At 52.9% G+C, this 21,783-nt stretch carries 22 protein-coding genes; 16 read left to right on the forward strand and 6 right to left on the reverse strand.

Annotated elements, in window-relative coordinates; genetic code table 11:
- Positions 1 to 42 precede the first annotated feature (42 nt).
- The gene (locus tag JK216_RS00360; protein WP_212706940.1) at positions 43 to 639 is read right to left on the reverse strand and encodes a TetR/AcrR family transcriptional regulator; all 597 of its coding nucleotides are present in this window, start codon (positions 637 to 639) and stop codon (positions 43 to 45) included.
- A gap of 450 nt (positions 640 to 1,089) precedes the next feature.
- Here JK216_RS00360 and JK216_RS00365 point away from each other — a divergent pair, with 450 nt between their 5' ends.
- The 6 genes from JK216_RS00365 to JK216_RS00390 all read left to right on the forward strand — a co-directional run bounded on the left by JK216_RS00365 (position 1,090) and on the right by JK216_RS00390 (position 5,184).
- Positions 1,090 to 2,001: a LysR family transcriptional regulator gene (locus tag JK216_RS00365; protein WP_212706941.1), complete on the forward strand. Its 912-nt coding sequence runs from the start codon at positions 1,090 to 1,092 to the stop codon at positions 1,999 to 2,001.
- 103 nt (positions 2,002 to 2,104) lie between these two features.
- Positions 2,105 to 2,509 carry a DoxX family protein gene (locus tag JK216_RS00370; RefSeq protein ID WP_212711334.1) on the forward strand — a complete coding sequence of 135 codons (405 nt, stop codon included), beginning with the start codon at positions 2,105 to 2,107 and terminating at the stop codon, positions 2,507 to 2,509.
- Positions 2,510 to 2,522: 13 nt separating this feature from the next.
- Complete coding sequence (locus JK216_RS00375) at positions 2,523 to 3,464, forward strand: glutathione S-transferase family protein (RefSeq protein ID WP_212706943.1); 942 nt, start codon at positions 2,523 to 2,525, stop codon at positions 3,462 to 3,464.
- Positions 3,465 to 3,473: 9 nt separating this feature from the next.
- Entirely contained in the window at positions 3,474 to 4,076 is a 603-nt protein-coding gene (locus tag JK216_RS00380; protein WP_212711335.1) for a dienelactone hydrolase family protein, read from the forward strand.
- Between the two features lie 179 nt (positions 4,077 to 4,255).
- Positions 4,256 to 4,897, forward strand: a complete 642-nt coding sequence (gene rutR / locus JK216_RS00385) for an HTH-type transcriptional regulator RutR (protein WP_212711336.1) — start codon at positions 4,256 to 4,258, stop codon at positions 4,895 to 4,897.
- Between the two features lie 110 nt (positions 4,898 to 5,007).
- Positions 5,008 to 5,184 carry a hypothetical protein gene (locus JK216_RS00390; RefSeq protein ID WP_212710132.1) on the forward strand — a complete coding sequence of 59 codons (177 nt, stop codon included), beginning with the start codon at positions 5,008 to 5,010 and terminating at the stop codon, positions 5,182 to 5,184.
- A gap of 86 nt (positions 5,185 to 5,270) precedes the next feature.
- Here the strand turns inward: JK216_RS00390 and JK216_RS00395 are convergent, their stop codons facing one another.
- Together JK216_RS00395 and JK216_RS00400 are read right to left on the reverse strand one after the other, a co-directional pair.
- Complete coding sequence (locus JK216_RS00395; RefSeq protein ID WP_212711337.1) at positions 5,271 to 5,429, reverse strand: hypothetical protein; 159 nt, start codon at positions 5,427 to 5,429, stop codon at positions 5,271 to 5,273.
- 225 nt (positions 5,430 to 5,654) lie between these two features.
- Complete coding sequence (locus tag JK216_RS00400) at positions 5,655 to 6,290, reverse strand: carbonic anhydrase (RefSeq protein WP_212706947.1); 636 nt, start codon at positions 6,288 to 6,290, stop codon at positions 5,655 to 5,657.
- A gap of 265 nt (positions 6,291 to 6,555) precedes the next feature.
- Here JK216_RS00400 and JK216_RS00405 point away from each other — a divergent pair, with 265 nt between their 5' ends.
- The gene (locus tag JK216_RS00405; protein ID WP_212706948.1) at positions 6,556 to 7,290 is read left to right on the forward strand and encodes a glutamine amidotransferase; all 735 of its coding nucleotides are present in this window, start codon (positions 6,556 to 6,558) and stop codon (positions 7,288 to 7,290) included.
- 76 nt (positions 7,291 to 7,366) lie between these two features.
- Here the strand turns inward: JK216_RS00405 and JK216_RS00410 are convergent, their stop codons facing one another.
- Complete coding sequence (locus JK216_RS00410; RefSeq protein ID WP_212711338.1) at positions 7,367 to 8,776, reverse strand: MFS transporter; 1,410 nt, start codon at positions 8,774 to 8,776, stop codon at positions 7,367 to 7,369.
- Positions 8,777 to 9,033: 257 nt separating this feature from the next.
- On the opposite strand from JK216_RS00410, the gene JK216_RS00415 reads away from it, so the two are divergent.
- Both JK216_RS00415 and JK216_RS00420 read left to right on the forward strand, forming a co-directional pair.
- Positions 9,034 to 10,158, forward strand: coding sequence for a succinylglutamate desuccinylase/aspartoacylase family protein (locus JK216_RS00415; protein ID WP_212711339.1), 1,125 nt, complete (start codon positions 9,034 to 9,036; stop codon positions 10,156 to 10,158).
- 243 nt (positions 10,159 to 10,401) lie between these two features.
- Positions 10,402 to 11,232 (forward strand): fumarylacetoacetate hydrolase family protein, encoded by an 831-nt coding sequence (locus tag JK216_RS00420; RefSeq protein ID WP_212711340.1) that lies wholly within the window; start codon positions 10,402 to 10,404, stop codon positions 11,230 to 11,232.
- Positions 11,233 to 11,422: 190 nt separating this feature from the next.
- Here the strand turns inward: JK216_RS00420 and JK216_RS00425 are convergent, their stop codons facing one another.
- Entirely contained in the window at positions 11,423 to 11,872 is a 450-nt protein-coding gene (locus JK216_RS00425; protein ID WP_212711341.1) for an L-alanine exporter AlaE, read from the reverse strand.
- A 390-nt stretch (positions 11,873 to 12,262) separates the two neighbouring features.
- Between JK216_RS00425 and JK216_RS00430 the strand changes: the two genes are divergently transcribed.
- From JK216_RS00430 to JK216_RS00445, 4 genes are all read left to right on the forward strand, one after another.
- Positions 12,263 to 13,285, forward strand: coding sequence for an LLM class flavin-dependent oxidoreductase (locus JK216_RS00430; RefSeq protein WP_212711342.1), 1,023 nt, complete (start codon positions 12,263 to 12,265; stop codon positions 13,283 to 13,285).
- A gap of 509 nt (positions 13,286 to 13,794) precedes the next feature.
- Positions 13,795 to 14,388: a sugar dehydrogenase complex small subunit gene (locus JK216_RS00435; RefSeq protein WP_212710141.1), complete on the forward strand. Its 594-nt coding sequence runs from the start codon at positions 13,795 to 13,797 to the stop codon at positions 14,386 to 14,388.
- A gap of 113 nt (positions 14,389 to 14,501) precedes the next feature.
- Positions 14,502 to 15,989 (forward strand): cytochrome c, encoded by a 1,488-nt coding sequence (locus JK216_RS00440; RefSeq protein WP_349290147.1) that lies wholly within the window; start codon positions 14,502 to 14,504, stop codon positions 15,987 to 15,989.
- A gap of 41 nt (positions 15,990 to 16,030) precedes the next feature.
- Positions 16,031 to 17,662 (forward strand): GMC family oxidoreductase, encoded by a 1,632-nt coding sequence (locus tag JK216_RS00445; RefSeq protein WP_212711343.1) that lies wholly within the window; start codon positions 16,031 to 16,033, stop codon positions 17,660 to 17,662.
- A gap of 63 nt (positions 17,663 to 17,725) precedes the next feature.
- On the opposite strand, the gene JK216_RS00450 is transcribed toward JK216_RS00445, so the two are convergent.
- Entirely contained in the window at positions 17,726 to 18,625 is a 900-nt protein-coding gene (locus tag JK216_RS00450; protein WP_212706956.1) for an EamA family transporter, read from the reverse strand.
- A gap of 120 nt (positions 18,626 to 18,745) precedes the next feature.
- Here JK216_RS00450 and JK216_RS00455 point away from each other — a divergent pair, with 120 nt between their 5' ends.
- The 3 genes from JK216_RS00455 to JK216_RS00465 are packed head-to-tail and all read left to right on the forward strand — an operon-like array spanning position 18,746 to position 21,740.
- Positions 18,746 to 19,450 (forward strand): nitroreductase, encoded by a 705-nt coding sequence (locus JK216_RS00455; RefSeq protein WP_212710143.1) that lies wholly within the window; start codon positions 18,746 to 18,748, stop codon positions 19,448 to 19,450.
- A complete protein-coding gene (locus JK216_RS00460; protein ID WP_212706958.1) occupies positions 19,447 to 20,601 on the forward strand; it encodes an AMP-binding protein in 1,155 nt (384 codons plus the stop codon). Before JK216_RS00455 ends, JK216_RS00460 begins: the two co-directional genes overlap by 4 nt.
- Complete coding sequence (locus tag JK216_RS00465) at positions 20,598 to 21,740, forward strand: thiolase family protein (protein WP_212706959.1); 1,143 nt, start codon at positions 20,598 to 20,600, stop codon at positions 21,738 to 21,740. The genes JK216_RS00460 and JK216_RS00465 overlap by 4 nt, the downstream gene beginning before the upstream one ends.
- Positions 21,741 to 21,783 lie beyond the last annotated feature (43 nt).

Here is a 21,783-nt window from a genome sequence, read left to right on the forward strand (position 1 = left end):
GTAAGGGGATAAGTCAGTAAACGCACATAATGGCAAACTGAATTATAGTCCCAGTAGCCGTTTTGTCAGGATCATTGCCGCCTCCAGTGACAGTCGCTCACCGGATATTTTGCCCAGCAGACTGGCACCAAGCCACAGCTGGTAAAGGTTACGGGCAAATGCTTCACTGCCTTCCGGCGGGATCTGAAAATTATCCTGTGCGGCCAGCTGGTCTATCAGGGTAGCCAGCCGGCCGATAATCTGCCCGGTCCCCTGGTTCAGTACCGCACGCATCCGGTCAGATAAGTCACTGACCTCGGCACCCAGCTTGACGGCCAGGCATTTATGGCCTTTCGGAACCTGCTGGTTGTCTGTCTCCAGCCAGCCTTGCCAGTAGCGCATCAGCGTATCCGCGGCACAGGTGCCGGTAGTGATTAAACGATCCATTTCTGCCATATACCCGCAAAAATAATCTTCCAGCATCGCGCTGCCAAACTCTTCTTTGGACGAAAAATAGTAATAGAAAGATCCTTTCGGGATACCGGCCGCGGTCAGAATTTCATTCAGGCCAACGGCGGAGAACCCTTTGCGGGTAATGATTTCTTTTGCAACCTGCAACACCCGCTGCCGGTTTTCATTGACTGACGGTGATATGTTCATCTGCTGAACGGGCCTCGTATTTTAAATGGCGGATGCAGGCTCAGATGCCGGAAACCGGAGGAAATAACAGTATAAACAGCGGCGATTCCCTCAGCCACCCCTCTGTGCGGAATACCGCGGGTCCGCAATATCCGCGGGTTTTGCCGTACCGCGCCGGCCACAGATCACGCTGCCGCGCGCTCCGTATTCTGCGGTGGTTAATATTATAACGATGCTCGCTGCGGAATGGCCGGAAGCAATAGTGACAGTGTCACTATTATTGCGCGCTAATGGTTGTCTGATCGCTTGCCGGCCAGCGGGCTGGCAGTCACCCTCAGGGGATCAACGCTACAGAGTACTGACTTCTGTGAATATTTTTGTATTATAGCCCCGCAGCCGGGGATTATCCGGCGCTGTTTAAAGTACCGCCCCGGGCGGTACTGTCATTTTATCGCACAGGGGACGGGCAGTATGGAACGACTGGAATGTGACCGGATGTTTATTGCGGTGGTGGAAGCAGGCAGTTTTACCGCTGCAGCCCGGCGGCTGCATACCAGCCACGGCCAGGCCTCGAAATTAATTTCCAGACTGGAACATATTCTCGGTGTTCAGCTGTTTCGCCGCAGTACCCGTTCACTGGCGGTCACTGAGGTCGGGCTGGCCTATTATCAGCGGGTCCGCGCACTGATTGATGAATACGATGCACTGAATGATGCCATCCGCCATACTTCTGAAGCCCCGGCGGGCCGGTTACGTATTTCGGCACCTGTCACTTTTGGTACCACGCAGTTAACCCCGCGGCTGATCGATTTTGCCGGTCGCTATCCGGATATTGAACTGGATGTCAGTTATGCCGACCGGCTGGTAAATATTATTGATGAAGGTTTTGATCTGGCGCTGAGGATAGGCTCTCTGCCGGACAGCAGCCTGATGGCCCGTAAATTATGTGATATCAGGATCTTACTTGTCGCTTCGCCGCAGTATCTGGCACGCCGCGGAACACCGCAACACTGGTCTGCGCTGGAACACCATGACTGTATTATCGATACCAATTTTCGCGACCCTTTTCGCTGGCCATTTTCTGCACCTGCCGGGGGCCTGCAGGAACAGGCGGTCAGCGGGCGTCTGAAATTTTCCAACGCCGAAGTCTGTCTGCAGGCAGTCACAGCCGGTCTGGGAATTGCCCGTTTGCCGACTTTTGTGGCCGGAGATGCCCTGAAACGGCAGCAGGTTGTTACGGTACTGGACGATTATGCCCCCGCACCTCTGGGATTATTTGCCCTTTATCCGCCGGCAAAATATCTGGCGCATAAATCCAGGGCGATGATTGATTATCTGGCAGAGACCTTTACAGCGATACCGGACTGGGATCAGGGCTGGTGATTATTTCCATTATGGAAATTAAGATGCGCCCTGTGGGCGGCTAATCAGTGTGGCCCCGATAAGGTAGTCTTGTTAGCAACAACACCTTATTGAGGAAATAATCATGACCGATCATCGTACTGCCCCTTATGCTGTTCTGCTGCTACGCGTTACCCTCGGAGTGCTGTTTCTGGCTCACCTCGGGCTGAAGTTATTTGTCTTTACCCCGTCGGGAACGGCGCAATACTTTCAGTCACTGGGACTGCCCGGCGGGCTGGCGTATCTGGTCATGTTGCTGGAGCTGGCGGGCGGGCTGGCATTAATTCTCGGGGTATACGCGCGTATTGCCGCGGTGGTGTTAATCCCTTTGTTACTGGGCACTATTGTTACGGTACATGGTCCGGCAGGATTCTTCTTTACTGATGCCAACGGTGGCTGGGAGTTCCCTGCTTTCTGGATTATAGTTCTGCTGGTGCTGGCATTAAGCGGTGATGGTAAGTACGCGTTAAAACCAACATTCCGTCACTGAGCCGGAGGGCATTATGTTAGTCAATGGACAATGGAGCGCCGACTGGCATCCGGTACAGGCAGTCGATAAACAGGGCGGCTTTGTCCGCCAGGTGTCCGGGTTTCGCCACCAGATCACGCCTGACGGTAAGGACGGTTTTCAGGCAGAGGCGGGGCGCTATCATCTGTATGTGGCATTTATTTGCCCCTGGGCGTCACGCACCCTGATGGCCCGTAAACTGAAAGGGCTGGAGCAGGTGATCACTGTGTCGGTGGTCGAGCCCTGGTTGCTGGACCAGGGCTGGCACTTCGGGGATTATCCGGGGTCTGTGGCAGATCATGTGAATCATAGCCGCTGGCTCCATGAAATTTATACGCGGGCAGACCCGCAGTATACCGGCCGTGCGACGGTACCGGTATTGTGGGACAAAAAAACGGCGACGATTGTGAACAATGAGTCAGCAGATATCCTGCGTATGCTGAACAGCGGCTTTGGTGCATTAGCGGAGAATACGATTGATTTGTATCCACCGGATTTGCAGGCGGAGATTGATGCGCTGAACGATGAAATCTATCCGGCACTGAATAACGGTGTCTACCGGGCCGGTTTCGCGACAACCCGCCACAGTTATCAGCAGGCTTTCAGCGATGTTTTCTCGATGCTCGATCGGCTGGAACAACGAATGAGTGATGGCCGTCATTTTCTGCTCGGTGACCGCTTTACCGAGGCGGATATCCGGCTGTTTGTGACACTGATCCGTTTTGATGCAGCCTATTTCGGTCTGTTCAAGTGTAATCAGTATCCTCTGACGGCCTTTCGGTCACTGTATGCCTATACCCGGCGTATTTTGCAGCTGCCGGGCGTCCGCGAGACGGTAAATATCGACCATATAAAACAGGGATACTACTCTATTAAGGCACTTAACCCGACGGGGATTGTCCCGGCCGGGCCTGACTTAAGCGGACTGGGACTATAAGAGGGTGATATGAGCAAGAAAATAGTGATCCTGCTGCACGGTGTCGGCAGTAACGGTGCCGACTTACAAGGGCTGGGGGATTTCTGGCAGGCATCAATGCCGGAAGTGATTTTTGTGGCCCCTGACGCGCCGCAGCATTGTGATATGGGTAGCGGTTATCAATGGTTTAGTGTTAATGGTGTGACAGAACATAACCGGCCACAGCGGGTGGTCGCTGCCCGTGAATCTTTTGATGCTGTTATCCGGGCTATTCTGGACCGGCATCAGATAACTGCCGAAGATCAGGTGATACTGACCGGGTTTTCACAGGGCAGCATTATGTCGCTGGATGCGGTGGTTCGTGATGCACTGCCGCTGGCCGGAGTAGTTGCATTTTCGGGGCGGCTGGCTTCCCCGCCGCCGTTCTATCCGGCGAACGGCACCGGGGTTCTGTTGATCCACGGCCAGGCAGATCCGGTGATCCCGTGGACTGAAAGCCGTGATGCACAGCAGCAACTGGCAGATGCCGGGGCCGCAGCAACCTTTATCCCTGAACCGGGTTTACCCCACACGATTTCTGCTCAGGGTATTGCTCACGGCGGAGAGTTTATCCGTCAGCGTTTTGGCCTGTAACCGGGGTTAACCTGTCGCCGGACAACAAACGGTTGTTACGCTGTTGGCCGGCAATCAGCGGTCTTTCGGATAAAATCTGCTGTTTTACAGTCAGTTGTGGGAAAAACTGTTGCCGCTGAATATCATATTCTGTCTGCGGTCTGTTATGATGCTGCAGACTGAAATACAGGAGGTGACAGGTGAAAGGACGTGAAAAATCCCCCGGGCGACGTTCACAGGCGGTTGCTGCGAAACGCACAGCCATTGTGAATGCCGCACTGTCTTTATTTTCACAGTATGGTTTACATGGCACTCGCATCGAGCAGGTTGCTGCTCTGGCTGCTGTATCAAAAACCAATCTGCTGTACTACTTCCCTTCAAAAGAACAACTTTATCTGGCGGTGTTGCAGGATATTCTGGCGATCTGGCTGGCTCCCTTACGGGCGTTACATGCAGATCAGCAACCGCTGCAAGCCATTAACCACTATATTCGTCTGAAACTGGAAGTTTCCAGAGATCATCCGCAGGCATCGCGGCTGTTTTGTCTGGAAATCCTGCAGGGAGCTCCGGTCTTACATAAGGAACTGGAAGGTAATTTACGTGAGCTGGTGGATGAAAAAGCCGCACTTATCCGGCACTGGATTTCTGCGGGGCAGCTGGCAGAGGTCGACCCGCGGCAGCTGATTTTTATGTTATGGTCAGTCACCCAGCATTATGCGGATTTTGCGGTTCAGATACGCTCAGTGACCGGGAAATCGCTGCAGGATCCTCAATTTTTTTCCGATACCCTGCAAAATATTCAGACGGTTATTGGCAGGGGGTTGTGCCCGCAGCAGGCATGACTGTGCTGCGGCTATTGCTTTTTTTGGCGTTACAGTCCCGGAATTGATATTTCCCTTTTGGCGGGTTTCAGGCTGAACTGTACAGACGGGCACTCAGCGGGGAAATGAGCATGATACGACAATTACGGCAACAGCTGGCACGGATTCGCGGCCTGATAAAACGCAGCCCGGCGGCTGACAGGGTAAAAGACAGTCATCTGTTACTGGAATCGATGATCCCGATCCTTGGTTTATATGGTATCGGGCCCGGCCATCTTGATTACCGGCAGGCACATAATGATGAATAGTCATCATCATCATCGCTTGTTACGGGTGACCTACTGGAATGAGCTGTGCTACGGGGCGTCCACGGCCAGTGACCGGAGACTGGCTGTCAGGAAAACCGGCAGGCATCATCAAAATCCAGCCGTGGCAGACGGCTGTGTAACTTACTGCTGTCACTGTAGCCCGGATTCACCGGCATATTTACCCGCCAGTCACTGCCTTTAATTAAAAAAGTGGCATTGATTATTTGCGCATCAAGCCCGGCCATGAGACCGACATCCGGCACGCGGGCAGCCATCATAAATTAAGTGCGGACTGCTCAACAGGGGGAGGCATCGTTACCTCCGAATACACACAACCAGTCAGCCTTTGTGCCCCGGACATCAGGGGTGCGGGTAATTATGCTGAAAATAGCGACCAGTGACAGGGGTAACAGAATCTCCTGCAGCAAAGACTGCAGGAGGCGGTACCGGACAGAGCCGGTTACCGGGGGTTATTCAAAACAGACGTGCGGGTTATCAGCCAGTGGCACGAAGGTTTTACCGTCGCTATCCAGTGCCTGTACCTGGCCGCTTTCAATATCAAACACCCAGCCATGCAGGTGGATCTGATTATTGCGCAGGGCGACGGCGACGGACGGATGGGTTTTCATGTTATTCAGCTGAGCAATAACGTTTTCACGTACCATGGCGCTGACTTTATGTTCTTCGTCCGGATAACTGTTTTTCTCGACAACGGCTTTCGCTGCATCGGCATAACGCAGCCAGTGTTCGACAGCAGGCATAGTATCCATGCACTGGCATTTGGCGATAGCGCCCATTGCACCACAGTTAGAGTGGCCACAGATGATAATGTCTTTTACGCCCAGCGCGACAACAGCATATTCGATGGTGGCAGAGACGCCGCCCGGCTCCGGGCCGAAAGACGGAACGATATTGCCTGCGTTACGGATCACAAATAACTGACCAGGTTCCTGCTGGGTCACCAGTTCCGGGACCAGACGGCTGTCTGAGCAGGAAATAAACAAGGCCTTAGGATTCTGACTGTCTGCCAGGCTATGGAATAATTCTTTTCGCTCAGGATATACTTCGGTCTGAAAGTTCAGAAACCCTTGAATAATTGTTTTCATAACTCGCCCAAATGATAAAAAAATCGGCTTAATCATAGAACGAATGTCCGGCAGGGGGAAGTCCCCGCGCTAAAAGCTATTATTAATCGGCCGGTTCTTAGTGACGTTGTCACTTATCAGCCACCTGCTGACAGCAATCGTGGCGGAAGATAATCACCGGCAGGCAGTATATTTTGATACTTGTTTCGACCGCGATTTAAAGCTATTACTGATTGTCTTATCGGGATTATCCGGCCGGTGATGGTCAGAAAACCAGGAAATTACAATGCATCAGCCTCAGATTATTATTGTACAAACCGGCACTCCGCCGGAGGATATTCGCCAGCAGTATGGTGACCTGCCAGACTGGTTCAGCCAGGCGATTGGCGTCCCCCTGAAGGAGATACTGGTGGTCCGTGTGTTTGACGGCGACGAGCTGCCGGCACCGGATCCCCGGCGGCTGGCGATTATTACCGGTTCCTGGGCGATGGTGACCGAAAAACTGCCGTGGAGTGAAAAAACCGCAGCGTGGATCCGCAGTGCTATGGCAGTCAGTATGCCCCTGTTCGGGGTTTGTTACGGACACCAGTTGATGGCTTATGCTCTGGGGGGCGAAGTCCGCTATCTGGATTCTGTTCGCGAAACCGGCTGCCTGTCCGTCAGCCTCAGGGAAGCGGCAAAGAATGATCCTTTAGTAGGTACACTGCCGGACAGCTTTCCCGCACACCTGACACATATGCAAACTGTCAGCCGTGCCCCGCAGGGGGCTAAAGTTCTGGCGGATTCTGCGGCTGACGGACACCAGATTGTGCGTTACGGGCCAAATGCTGTTTCGACCCAGTTTCACCCGGAATTTACGGTGGCTGCCGCCAGAGCCATGACTGCACGTAACAGTGAAATATTTGCCGCCGAAGGGCGCGATACTCAGGCGATCATTGATGGCATCACCCAGACCCCCGAGGCAACCCGGCTGTTAACCGCATTTATTGCTCAGTACGTGGCCGGATACCGGCCACAATAGCAGACAGTGTAACAGGGTATGCTGCCTGCTGCTGTTTCCGGCCGGGGCTGCGGCAAATGTGTAGTCCTGTGGCGGATTATTGTTTCTTTAGCCGGCTGATACTGAGCATCACCGCCAGGCCGCCGGACAATACTGCCAGCCATAACGCAGTCTGTACGCCGTGGTATTCCTGCAGCAGGCTGTGCTGACCGGACAGGGCGAGGATCACTCCGACAATCGCGGTTCCCAGACACTGTCCGAACATGCGCATTATTGCCAGCACCCCGGAAGCATAACTGCTGTGTTCTCTGGCGACATTAGACAGCATTTCACGGTTATTCGGACTCTGAAAGCAGCCGAAGCCGATGCCACAGACCAGACTGCGTAAGCAGATATCCCACGCTGCGGCATTGTCCGGTAACAGGGCCAGCAGGATCAATCCGGTGACAAATATTCCCAGCCCGAGGGTCGAGATAATGGCCGGAGGGATACGGTCGGAAAGGCGTCCGGCGTGGGGAGCCGCGAGGATAATACCGAGGGGCCAGGGAGTAAACAACAGTGCCGAAAAGAAGGCGCTGTGTCCGTAGATATTCTGGAACAGAAACGGTAACGCAATAAAAGTGATTCCCTGGCTGACAAATGAGGCCATTGAGGTGATGGCGGCCAGAGAAAAGCGTGCAGACGAAAAAATATTCAGGGGCAACAGGGGGGCAGCAGCGTTGCGTTCAACCGCGATAAATGCCAGTCCTGCAACTAACGCCAGTAAGCCGTAACCCGCTGCCAGCAACAGGTCATGGCCGGAAAGCCCCGGACTGCCGGACGCAGCGAGACTGTCGGCGGCCATAATCAGCGCGCCGGGGATAATGGCCGATAATACTGCGCCTGTCATGTCGAAAGGCAGTGATATTTTCTGTGAACGGCCCGGTAATACCCGTAATGTCAGTATCACTGCAATGATCCCCGGTGGAAGGTTAATCGCAAACAGCCATTGCCAGCTCATGACCGACAGTATTGATCCGCCGAGTATCGGCGCAATGGCAGTGCCTGATGCAACCAGCAGAGCATTCATCCCGAGAATACGTCCCAGCAGCCGGTTTGGAAATACGGAACGCAGTATCGCGGGGCCAATGCTGAGTGTCGCCGCCCCGCCAATTCCCTGTAAAATACGCATCCCGATCAGGGTATGAGGATCCGCTGACAGGGCGCAGCCCAGTGAAGACAAGGTGAAAATGATCTGACCTGCGGCAAATAAGTGCCTGAAGCCGATACGGGTGGCCAGGGCTGCAAAAATAGCCAGCGTCATAGCCGCCGCCAGCAGGTAGCCATTTGAGACCCAGACCACTTCTGAGGCAGGTACGCCCATAGCTCTGGCTATCTGTGGTAAGGCGATATTTACCATAGAGCCGTCAAAGACGGACATGGCGGTGGTCATCATTACCGCAATCATTGCCAGCCGTCGCGGCCGGCCGGGTAAGCCTTCATCACCCGGTAAATCTGAAAATAGCATGCTTTATAACTCCGCAGGCGGTCCTGTAAAAATAGAATAATGACGTTCTTTTATCGCAGCAGAAGGGGGCAGGCCGGGGATCCGTAACTGACTGATGCTTTAAAAACAGTATATTAGCTTGATGACGCTCTGCCGCAAGCAGTCAGTTATTTCAGTATATGAACTGCTGCAGAAAAACGCTGTATCCGTCCGGCAGTCAGGTTAGGATGAACCGGCCGGTATTTTCCGGAAAACATTACCGATGGTGGAGCCTTGTTATGTATAGCGAATTTATCGATCTCCCTTCTCCCGCGCCGGGCATGACCCTGCAATTAACCAAATATACTTTTGGTGATGTGTGCGCCGGCAGAACGGCGTATTTTCAGGCAGGATTGCATGCTGATGAACACCCCGGATTACTGGTGTTACAGCATCTGAAGCAGCTACTGGTGCAATGTGAGCGGGAAGGGCGATTGTCTGGGGGAGTAGTGATCATTCCTGTCGCCAATCCGGTCGGGCTGATGCAAAACGTCTCCGGTCATGTTACCGGCCGTTATCATCTGGCTAACGGGGAGAACTTCAATCGTAATTTTGCCGATCTTCAGGCAGTACTGACCCGTGATGGCGCACAGACGCTCAACAGTAATGCACGGCAGGATTGCCGGGCATATATCACCCGCCTGCTGGGTGACGTAAGGCCGGCAGATACGGTCTCCGCCATAAAGCACAGTCTGCTGAGCGAGGCTTTGCAGCATGATGTGGTCATCGATTTACATTGTGATCAGTCGGCAATTCTGCACCTGTACACTAACCGTTGTCATCATCTGCGGGCAGTGAACCTGGCAGCCTCGCTGGGGGCGGAAGTCATTATTGAAGAACAACTTGCCGGTGGCCAGCCGTTTGATGAGTCGGTATTACGTTGCTGGCAATGGTTTGCTGAACATAAAGGACTGGCGGCGGAGGATATCCCGTTTACGGTCACTGTGGAGTTGCGGGGCCAGGCCGATGTCAGTGACCTGCTGGCAGCCAGAGATGCAGAAGCACTGCTGCGCTTTCTGGAAACAGAAGGGATAGTCGCGGCCCGGCAAACGGAAGCCCCCGACTGCAGCCAGGTGGTCTGCTACCCGTTAGAAGGTGTCAGCTATTTGCAGGCACCGGCCGAAGGGATTATTAGCTGGCAACGACAGCCGGGGGACAAAGTGGTTGCCGGAGACTTACTGGCAGAGGTGGTCATCCTGAGCGGGGCAGAAGAAAATAACCGTTTGCCGGTACTGAGCCCGCAGGATGGCCGGCTGGTAACCCGGCCACTGATCAGTTACGTCCGCCAGGGACAGAATATTGGTATGCTGGCGGGGTATCAGCCGCATAATGACCGCCGCGGCGGGACCTTATTATCTGACTGAGTTGACGTAAAGCCCGTCCGCAGGCAGGCGGGGAGGCTGATAGTTGTCCGGTGATGGTTATCAGATGATCCGCAGAGGAAGATGAATTAAAGCATTTACTTTTTAATACCTTAAAAAATAATGTGATATTTATCGCAAGCTTAATGTTAACATATTCGCCGCACAGCATTTTCCTGTCGGCATCTGCTGACAGGTAAGTGTAATAATTTCCTCCACCCTGACAAAGATAAGAAAATTCAATTCATGCAGTTATGTAGTTTTAAACTTAAAGCCACCGGACACCATAGTTTTGGCATCATCAGAGACAACGGTGTTACCGATGCCGGAAAATATCTTGACTATGCAGATCTGAAAGCAGTTCTGACTGCTCAGGCCTTAGATGAGCTAAATGGACTCGCTGACCGCCCTGTGGATTATTCCCTTGATGAAATTACCTTTTTACCGGTAATTGAAACACCGGGAAAAATCCTGTGTGTCGGCATGAATTATTCAGAAAAACGCAAAGAGTTCGGTGAAACTAACCCGGCACCGACCCTGTTTGTCCGCTTTGCCGATACCCTGACTGCGCATCAGATGCCATTACAGAAACCGGCCAGCAGTGAGCAGTTCGATTATGAAGGCGAACTGGCGGTAATTATCGGTAAACCTGCACATCAGGTGGCTGCGGAAGATGCCCTGCAGTATGTTGCCGGATACAGCTGTTTTATGGATGCCACGGTACGCGATATGCAATTTACCTGGTTTACCGCCGGTAAAAACTGGCCGGCGACCGGTGGATTTGGTCCCTGTATGACCACCAGTGATGAAATCGCGGATCCGCAGCAACTGGATATTAAGACCTTTTTAAACGGTCAGCAGGTACAGCATGATTCGACGGCCAATATGATCCATACGGTGGCGAATATTATTGCTTATGTAGCCTGTTTTACGCCGCTGGCCCCGGGAGATGTAATTATTACCGGTTCACCGGGCGGTGTAGGTAAATCAAGGACTCCGCAGCTGTTTATGTTCCCGGGAGATAAAATCTCTGTCGAGATCAGTCAGATTGGCGAACTGGCTCATACTATCGCCTGATACAGCCCCCTCCCTTGCGGCAGTACGCAGTGATTGCGTCTGCCGTCTGTTTTCCGCCTTCGATACTCTTTTCTTCGTCCGTCAGGGCGCAATATCCCGCTAATCAGAATACTGCCGGTCAGTGAACACTGATTTTTTACCCGCAGAATAACGGCTGGCGCAGAGACGACCGTCACCGGCCGCCGGAGGGTCAGGCTTTTACTGGCTGGCAGTGACTGACGCGGAACAGGCGGCGACAGTAATCGAGGAAGTAGCCGTACAGCGCACCCATCATCACAGAGACCAGGATATTGGAGCTGACGGCAGCGCTAATCTGGTGCCAGTCAGCGCCGACAAACCATAAAATAGTGACGTAGACCGGTGACTGGAAAGTGACATAACTGAAAACATCAGAACTGCTTTTCATCCAGCCTGATTTTCTGATAGTTAATGACTTCCGGATAATCCAGTCGCGGTACAGGCCATAGGGCACCGCAATAATAATATTTACCGGAATAGCGACCAGTCTTGACGATAATGATTGTTCGAAACTCATCCCCGAAAGGAAAATCTCTATCATCATATTAACGACGGTGCAGTACACCACCATCGCAAAGGTGTCTGCTACCGCATGACGCAAGCGGGACTGCGCAGAGTACATGGTTGTATTCCCCGGGATATAGTCAGTAATGCCGTAAAAATCGCCGAATGGCAGAGATTTTTGTGGTGTATTTTATGGCGTGCAGAGTATATCCCTGCCATTGAAATGGCAACTAGCTGAAAATTTTTATTTATCGACTTTTTGTCGATAAAGTTCTCTGTAATCACAGACTTTTTGCCTGCCACGCTACTTTTATGCTTCCTGTTTGTTTATTTTTAATAAATTCAATCAGATAGATTTTATGTTTTTGCGGGTCAGGTACGCGGCTAGTGTCTGATTGTGCGGTTGTCGTTTATCTGACGGGATAAATGACTATGCTGGTGGCAAACAACTGTCGTGGCTAGCGGGCCATGGACGGGTAAACAGCATACTATTCTCAGGCGGTATATCATGAAAAAAATTGGTTTTTTATCCTTCGGCCACTGGACGCCTTCTTCCCGCTCGGCCACAGTCAGTGCCGCAGATGCCCTGACTCAGTCGATTGAACTGGCCGTGGCGGCTGAAGAGGCGGGGGTAGATGGTGCATATTTCAGGGTTCACCATTTTGCCAGACAACTGAGCGCCCCTTTTCCGTTACTGGCCGCTATCGGTGCCCGGACCCGTAAAATAGAAATTGGTACCGGAGTTATCGATATGCGTTATGAAAACCCGCTGTATATGGCCGAACAGGCAGCGGCGACAGATTTGATTAGCGGGGGCCGGTTACAGCTGGGGATCAGCAGGGGATCCGGTGAACAGGTTATTGATGGCTGGAGTTACTTTGGTTATCGCCCGCAGCAGGGGGAATCGGACGCTGATATGGGGCGTCGTCATACCGGCACTTTTCTTGATGTCTTAGGTGGTGAGGGATTTGCCAGACCAAATCCGCGGCCGATGTTTCCCAATCCTCCGGGACTGTTGCGGCCGGAACCGTTTTCCGAAGGATTGCGTGAGCGAATCTGGTGGGGTTCCGGTTCTAACGGCACCGCGCGCTGGGCCGCGGAGCAGGGGATGAACTTGCAGAGTTCGACCCTTAAAGATGATGAAACAGGAGAACCGTTCCACGTTCAGCAGGCAGAGCAAATTCGGACCTACCATCAGGCCTGGGCGCAAGCTGGTCATACCCGTAGTCCGCGGGTTTCGGTCAGCCGCAGTATCTTTGCTATTACCAGCCAGCAGGACCGGGATTTTTTTGGCGGGATGGCTCAGGGCGGAGATCAGATTGGCTATCTGGATGAACACACCCGCGCTATCTTTGGTCGCAGCTATGCCGCAGAGCCTGACAAACTGATCGAACAACTGGCGGCTGATGAAGCGGTTGCGCTGGCCGATACTTTACTGCTGACCATACCGAATCAGCTGGGCGTTGATTACTGTGTGCATCTCATGGATACCCTCCTCAGGGAGGTGGCTCCGGCGCTGGGCTGGCGGTAAAACCGGCGAAAAGCTCCCCGCAACTGACCGGAATGGGAGAAACTGTATATATATACAGTACCCCGTATTCCGGTCATTTTTGTTTAAAAAAAATGCAAAAACGGTGATTATCCCTGGTATTATAACTGTTAATAAGAATCATTAGCCTTTGTAATCGATATTATCAGAGACCTCTTCGTCATCCCGGTTTAACAATAATTGCCTTACTCTGTTAACGGACAGCCATGACCGGCGACTATGTGAACTGATTTTAACATTCCGAAAAGCCATTAATTATTAATTCCTTTTAAAATAACAAGTTAAATTAATCTCCAGGACTTTTCGATTTCCTTTATTGCAACCACCAATTCACATTCACAAAATACTATTAACTTAAACTGTAATTTAATTTATGAAAGTGTAAATTTATGGTTACTTTTTGAGATTTATTCTGCTGCTGAGAGATAGAATCACAGGGCGTGAGTACTGTCGTCGCGGACAGATGTGTCTAATACGTATCAAGGAAATTTATGAATAACAACAATAAGCCTGATCAACGGCAGCAGCTGAGCGAGCAAGGCCTGCGTCGTCGCCGGTTGCTTGGCCAGACCAGCGGGCTGGTGGCGACGTTTGCCATAGGTTCGGCAGTGGCCGGCGCAACACTCAGTAACAGCGCAACCGCAGCACCTGCACCTGCACCGGCAGCCCCGGATACCCGGACCCTGAACCAGTTTATGAAAACATCACGTTTTCTGACCGGACACCACAGTCTTGATCTGACTATGGGTGAGCGTTTGTATGTTGCCTTTGCAGATAAAAATCCGCAGTTCACAACTCAGCTGGCGGCACTGAACCAATGGATAGCCGATAAACAGCCCGCAGATGTCGAAGCCCTGCAGAGTCAGTTACAGGGGCAACCGCTACATGACCTGATGATGTCAGTGATTAAAGGCTGGTATCTGGGAGTGACTGATGACAGTCACCATGCAAAAGTTTACGGCTACCAGAATGCCCTGATGTATCAGGTGCCAAGAGACGGGATGGTGATTCCTACCTACGCACATAATGGTCCCGATTACTGGACTGCCGATCCGCCTCCGGTCGATCGTCTGCTGACCTTTTAAACAGAACACAACAAACTTCACGGTCGCGGTATACCGTCCGACTGTGGCTTTTTATTGTCTGCTGTTGTTACCCGTAACAAAGGTCTGATAGCAGAAATTTTTCCGGAGTTAATGTGAAATATCAGAAAGCGATACATGCAAAAAAAGCAGCCGGTTTTCGCCGAACGCTGCTGAGTGTCTGTCTCGGGGTCAGCGCATTAGGGGCACTGCCGGCATTTGCCGCGGAGCAGGTTCCTGTCAGTCAGCCCGCGGTAGATAACAGCGCCGATGCCTTACTTAAGCAAGGGCATTACCTGGCGATAGCCGCTGACTGTGCGGCTTGTCATACTGATCCAGAGACGAAGAAAACCTTTGCCGGTGGTTATGCTATTCACTCCCCGATGGGCATCATTTATTCGACCAATATCACGCCGTCGAAGCAGTACGGGATTGGTAATTATACAGAAGCACAGTTCGAACAGGCAGTACGTCACGGTATCCGTGCCGATGGCAGCCATCTGTACCCGGCGATGCCTTATACCTCTTATGCCGGGCTGACAGATAAAGATGTCCATGCCCTGTATTACTACTTTACCCACGCGGTACAGCCGGTGGAGCAGGCAAACCGGCCAACTAACCTCGGTTTCCCGTTTAATATCCGTCAGGCGATGTGGGGCTGGAACCTGTTGTTCCTGAACCAGAAACCTTATCGTGATGATCCGTCACAGAGTGCTGACTGGAACCGCGGTAAATATCTGGTAGCTAACCTTGAGCACTGCGGTGAGTGTCATACGCCGCGTAATATCATGATGGGTACCGAAACCGGGAATGCTGAGTATAGCGGTGCCGCGTTAGGCAGCTGGTATGCACCTAACCTGACATCAGATCGTCTCAGCGGCCTGGGCAGCTGGCAGCGTGATCAGTTAATGACTTACCTGAAAACCGGTCATGTGACCGGCAAAGCCCAGGCCGCCGGACCGATGGCCGAAGCGATTACCAACAGCCTGCAATATCTTGATGATAAAGATATCGGGGCCATTGTGACCTATCTGCAAAGTCTGCCGGCGGTCAGCCAGCCTCATCAGGCGAAACCTACCGGTGATTTCGGGACATCGGCGGGTGCCAATCCGGACTCTGCGGTACGTGGCACCCAGCCGATGGGATCAGCGCTGCCTGAGGATATGAGCGGAGAGGCACTTTACGATACCACCTGTGCCAGCTGTCACCAGTCTTCCGGTGCCGGTACCGAAGATCATTTCTATCCGTCGTTATTCAATAATACCGCGACCGGGGGGAATACACCGAACAACCTGGTTTCGGCCATTCTGTTCGGTGTACAGCGTGAAGTGAAAGGTAAGCAAGTGCTGATGCCGGCTTTCGGACCAGGATCTGATGTTCAGTCATTAAATGATCAGCAGGTTGCGAAACTCAGTAATTATATCTTTAAACAGTTTGGCAACCCACAGCTTTCGGTTACCGCGGATCAGGTGAAAACCTTGCGTGAAGGGGGAGCTCAGCCTTTCCTGGCGAAATACGCGGCTGCCGGCTCGGTGGCAGGCGGAATTATTCTGCTGCTGATTATTATTTTAATTATTGTACGGGTTTCACGTAAACGTCGCTGAGATACCGGGACTTATTGAATTTGTAGTATTTAGAGGTGGTTATGTCTGAACAATATAGCGCAGATGTGGTAGTGGTTGGTGGCGGCATCTGTGGTGGTACTGTAGCAAAAGAACTGGCGGAAGCCGGGTTATCCGTATTAGTGCTGGATGCTGGTCCGCGCTGGGAAAGGGGTGAAGTGGTTGAGAACTGGCGTAATATGCCGCCGGTGAATAAAGCCGAATCTGATTATGCGACACCTTACCCTGCAGAGCCCTGGGCGGTTCATCCGCAGCTGAACCCCTATAATAATTATCCTCAGGTGACCGGCCCGGATGCGAGCGCTTTCCGTCAGGGAATGATTAAAGGGGTCGGTGGCACCACCTGGCACTGGGCAGCCTCCTGCTGGCGTTTTCTGCCTCATGACTTACAACTGTATTCAACCTATGGTGTTGGCCGTGACTGGGTAGTGACTTACGATGAGCTGGAAGATTATTACTACCGTGCGGAAGTCCTGATCGGGGTTAATGGGCCGAACGATACTTCCCTGAAATATGTTGCACCGCGTAAAAAACCATTCCCGATGGAACCTATGCCTTATGGCCCGGCTGACCGTCTGTTTACCAAAGTGGTTGCCACGGCAGGCTATGATAATACACCGGTGCCTCAGGGCCGTAACAGCCGGCCTTATGATGGTCGTCCGCAATGTTGTGGTAATAACAACTGTATGCCTATTTGTCCGATCGGGGCGATGTATAACGGTATTCACAGTATTATTAAAGCGGAAAAAGCCGGAGCCAAAGTACTGCCAAATGCGGTGGTCTATAAATTTGATACGGACGAGAATAATAATATTACCGCGCTGTATTACTACGACCCGGATAAAAATTCACACCGTGTGACTGCACGTACGTTTGTGCTGGCAGGAAACGGGATTGAAACGCCGAAGCTGTTGCTGATGGCGGCCAACGATCGTAACCCGAAAGGTATTGCTAACAGTTCCGATATGGTCGGCCGTAATATGATGGACCATCCGGGGATCCTGATGAGCTTCCAGGCGGCAGAACCGGTCTGGACAGGGGGGGGGTCGGTGCAGATGAGTTCTATCACCAACTTCCGTGACGGAGACTTCCGTCGTGAACATTCGGCAATTCAGATCGGCATGAATAATACCTCACAAAACCATAAAGCCGGTGTTAAAGCACTGCAGATGGGGCTGGTGGGTAAAAAGCTGGATGAGGAAATTCGTCGTCGTGCGGCATGTGGAATGGATATCTATGTTAACCATGACATTCTGGCGAACCCGGATAACCGTCTGACCCTGAGTACAGAATATAAAGATAAGCTGGGCATTCCTTATCCGCATGTGACCTATGATGTGGGTGATTATGTCCGTAAGGCTGCGGTTTCTTCCCGCCAGCACCTGATGACTATCGCCAGGTTGTTTGGCGCGACCGAGATTGAAATGACCCCTTACTTTAACCCGAATAACCATATTATGGGGGGCACCATCGGCGGTCATGATCCGAAAGACTCGGTGGTGGATGGCTGGATGCGTACCCACGATCACCAGAACCTGTATATCGCTTCCGGCGGGGTTATGGCGGCAGCGGGTACTGTGAACTCAACCCTGAGTATGGTTGCTTTGTCACTGCGTGCCTGTGACAGTATTAAGCGCGACCTGCAACACGGTTAATTGTTCATTGTTTCAGGTATGATGACAGGCCCCGCGACGGGGCCTGATTTATTTGTGAGGAGGTCACAGGGAGGATGATGAAGCCGATTCCCCGGCCCGCGAGGGTGATAAGGGGCGGGAAGGACGGCTGTAATTGATCCCGATGGCGACAGCGATCAGGCAGCAACCGGCAAACAGTCTCAGCAGGGGAACATCGTTACCCCACAGCAGCATATTAATAATCAGCCCGACGGGCACATGCAATTCGTTGAAAACCGACAGGGTAGCCACTGAAACCAGAGTGCTGCCTTTTGCCAGCCAGTAACTGCCCAGCGCGGTAGCAACCACACTCAGATAAATAAGCACTGACCATTGGGCCCCGGACTGGGGTAAATGTCCCTGCTGCCCGAAAAAATAGTACAGGGGACCGGTAATACAGATAGCGCCAAGGAAGAAATGACCAAATAGTCGTGGCAGGGCGACATCCGGTTTATATTTCAGTAACAGCCGGCGGCACAACACCTGCCCGGCGGCAAACGTCAGGTTAGCCAACTGTAAAAGCCAGAAGCCTTTCCAGAAGTGTCCTGTCAGGGGATGATAGTGGATCACTATTCCGCCGGAAACGGCAAACATTGCCGCCAGCAGCGTCCATGGATTAAAACGCCGTTCCAGGGCATTATTGATCAGGCTGATATATAACGGTGTCTGGGTGGTAAATAACAGCATTTCCGGCACGGTCAGCAGAGTGTAGCTTTGATAGGACAGGGCATAGGTGATACCAAATTGCAGCGCACCTGCGGCCCAGAGACCGGCAATAAGCCGTGACGGCAGGTTCCGCCACACCATAAACGGCAGAAAAATAAGGGTACCTGCAAGGGTACGGATAAATACGGCAAAGTAACTGTCAACCTGGCCCGCCAGAAAATGGCCGGTCAGGCTAAAAGAAGAGCCCCAGAGAAAGGTAACGATCGCGAGATACCACACAGACTTGTAAACCTGTAGTTGAAAATAAAGTTTACGATTATAAAGAGACTCTTCACTACAGTGCAAGTGTCCGGTATCCTGCCAGCAGATATTGTATTGCTACTTCAGGTTGTCCCCTTAATGCAGACTTCAGAACACCCGCTGCCGGATTTTCTGGCTGATCGCCATTCCTGCCGTGCTTTTTTAACCGATGCCGTTCCCCTGACGGATATACAGACTATGCTTACCGCGGCCCGCAGCGCCCCGAGCGGCGCAAACCTGCAACCAGGGGCTTTCCATGTATTTACCGGACAACCCCTGCAGACGCTAACCCGCCGCTTATCGAAAATTGCTGAGACAACGCCGCCCGAAGAGGAGCTTTACAGTTATTTTCCCCGGCCGATGTCTGCGGTACTGAAACAACGGCAACGGGCGGCCGGTTATGCACTGTATCGGGCGCTGGGTATCGAAAAGCGTGATATTGCCGGACGAAAAGGTCAATTTGCTGCTAACTATCGCTTCTTCGATGCACCGGTTGGTATGGTTGTGACAATTCAGCGGGATATGGGGGCAGGCTGTTATATGGACCTCGGTATGGCGCTGATGAATCTGTTTCTGACCGCCGGTCATCTTGGCTACGGCTGTTGCGGTATCGGGGCGCTGGCAAATTACGGACGCGGTCTGCATCAGCTACTGGATCTTCCTGACGATCAGCTGGTGGTGTGTGGCATTGCGCTGGGGCGGCCGGACCCCCTGGCTGCGGTGAATCAGTTCCGTACCGACAGGGCGGCACTGGATGAGTTTTCTGTATTACATGGCTTTAATCAAGGAGAGCAAGGGCAATGAGTCAGTCACAACCGGCGATTTCTTACCACGGACGGCCTCTTGCGACGGCTCGGGGAGAGCAGGCGGAGGCATTACGCCTGCTGACTGAACGTTACGGCCGGGGAAAAAGTTTTCGTGCAGTCAGTCAGGCACCGTGGATCGAAACGGTGGCCGATAACGATCATATTGAATGTACTACCTGTGGCAGTAGTGGCGCGCCGAAAGTTATTCGTCGTCATCGTTTATCCTGGCAACGTACTTTTGATATCAATCAGCAGCTATTCGCACTTAATCATCATGATCGCAGTGCGGTATTTGGCGGATTAAACCATTCACTGTCACTGTATGGTGTCTGTGAGTCGTTACACCTGGGGATCCCTCTGCATGTTACCGGAGGCATGCGGCCACGTAATCAGATTGCTTTACTGGCAGAGTTTGCGGTAACGATTCTTTATATTACGCCGACCCAGTTGCGTTTACTGACCAGTAGCGGACAGCGATTACCTGATGTCCGGTTGATCCTGTGTGGCGGCGGTAAGCTGGATACGAAAACCCGTCAGCGGGCAATGGAATGTTTTCCTTCTGCGCAAATCCATGAGTTTTACGGTGCTTCAGAGACCAGTTTTATCACTCTGGCGGATGATCAGACCCCCGAAGGTTCAGTGGGCAAAGCTTATCCCGGAGTCCGTATTGATATCCGGCATCCGCGGGACGGTGCCGGTGAAGTCTGGGTAAGCAGTCCTTACCTGTTCGATGGTTACGCCGCAGGAGGCAGTGCTGAAACCCGTATTGACGGCGATTTTATCACCGTCGGCGAACTGGGCTGGCTGGATGAACAAGGCTATTTATGGCTCGCTGGCCGGCGCAGCCGAATGGTGACCATCGCCGATCAGAATGTTTTCCCGGAAGCCGCAGAAGCGATTATCAGCCAGCGACTGGAGCAGGGGGCTGTGGCGGTTATTGCCTGCGCTGACCCTCTGCGCGGGCATGTCCTGCATGCGTTTATTCAGGGTCAGGCGGATCCGTTGCTGGAAAAACAACTACGCGCCGATATCAGTCAGCAGCTGGGCAAAGAAAGGGTACCCCGCTGGTTTCATTTTATCGCTGACTTTCCGTTACTGAGTGGCGGTAAACCTGATCTGCAACGTCTGGAGGCATCGCTGAATACGTGAGTGTTATTATTGCAGCATTACGTACCGCAGTCGTTCCGCGCGGCGGTGCATTTAACCAGTTACAGCCACATCAGCTGGCGGCACCTGTGGCTGAGGCCTTATTAACCCAGGCAGGGATCGCCCGCGGTGAGGTTTCGCAGCTTATTCTGGCAAACTCCCTCGGTGCCGGGGGCAATCCGGCGCGGGTGACAGCGCTGGCGGCGGGGCTGGATCAGGTGTCCGGGATCAGTATTGATACCCAGTGTGCCGGAGGGCTGGATGCGGTCGCCCTGGCCTGCTCGCTGGTGGACTCGGGGATGGCTGATATTGTGATGGCTGGTGGTGCAGAAAGTTATTCCCGGCGGCCACTACGGGCCAGAACATTCCCGGACCAGCGGCCCGCCGAATTTTATACCCGGCCAGCATTTACCCCGCAGGCCGACACCGATCCGGATATGACCGAAGCGGCCAGCGCCCTGGCCGATAAGTATCATATCACCCGTCGTGAGCAGGATAATTATGCGCTGGAAAGTCATCGTAAGGCACTGCTGGCGGCCAGTGAGTTAGGGCGTGAGATTGTGCCGGTTGCCGGTGTAACGTCTGACGTATACAGCAGGGCCCTTTCGCCACGTCTGGCGCAGCGGGCACCGTTACTGGCAGGATCGGTCAGTCTGGTTTCCACCGCCGTTGAAGCAGATGGCGCTGCGCTTTGTGTTGTGGTGTCAGAGCAGGTGGCAGCAAGACTTCAGCCAGCCTTTGCCCTGACCTGCAACGGATATCAGACTGCCGGTGCTGACAGCCGTTTACCCGGAGCCGCGCCGGTTACGGTGATCCGCCGCTTATTTGAGCGTTATCCGCAGTTTGATCCGCGTCTCTGTGTGACAGAGATGATGGAGGCCTATGCGGCACAGGCGATAGTATGTATCCGGGAAAGCGGGCTGACTGCCGCGAATGTAAATCTGGGCGGCGGCGCGCTTGCCAGGGGCCACCCGATCGGTGCCTCAGGGACTATTCTGCTGTGTCGTTTATTCCATGAACTCCGCCGTCACCGGCAGCAACAGGGGGTATGTGCAATAGCGGCAGCCGGCGGAATTGGGTCGGCCATGCTGCTGAGCCGCTGGAACAGACCGGCGATATCATCCATGACGGGGTTGCCATAAGCCCGGTTCCCGGTTTATGGCGTTATTGGCTTACTGAATCTGA

This window comes from Tatumella sp. JGM94 (assembly GCF_018257595.1).
GTDB lineage: Bacteria > Pseudomonadota > Gammaproteobacteria > Enterobacterales > Enterobacteriaceae > Tatumella > Tatumella punctata.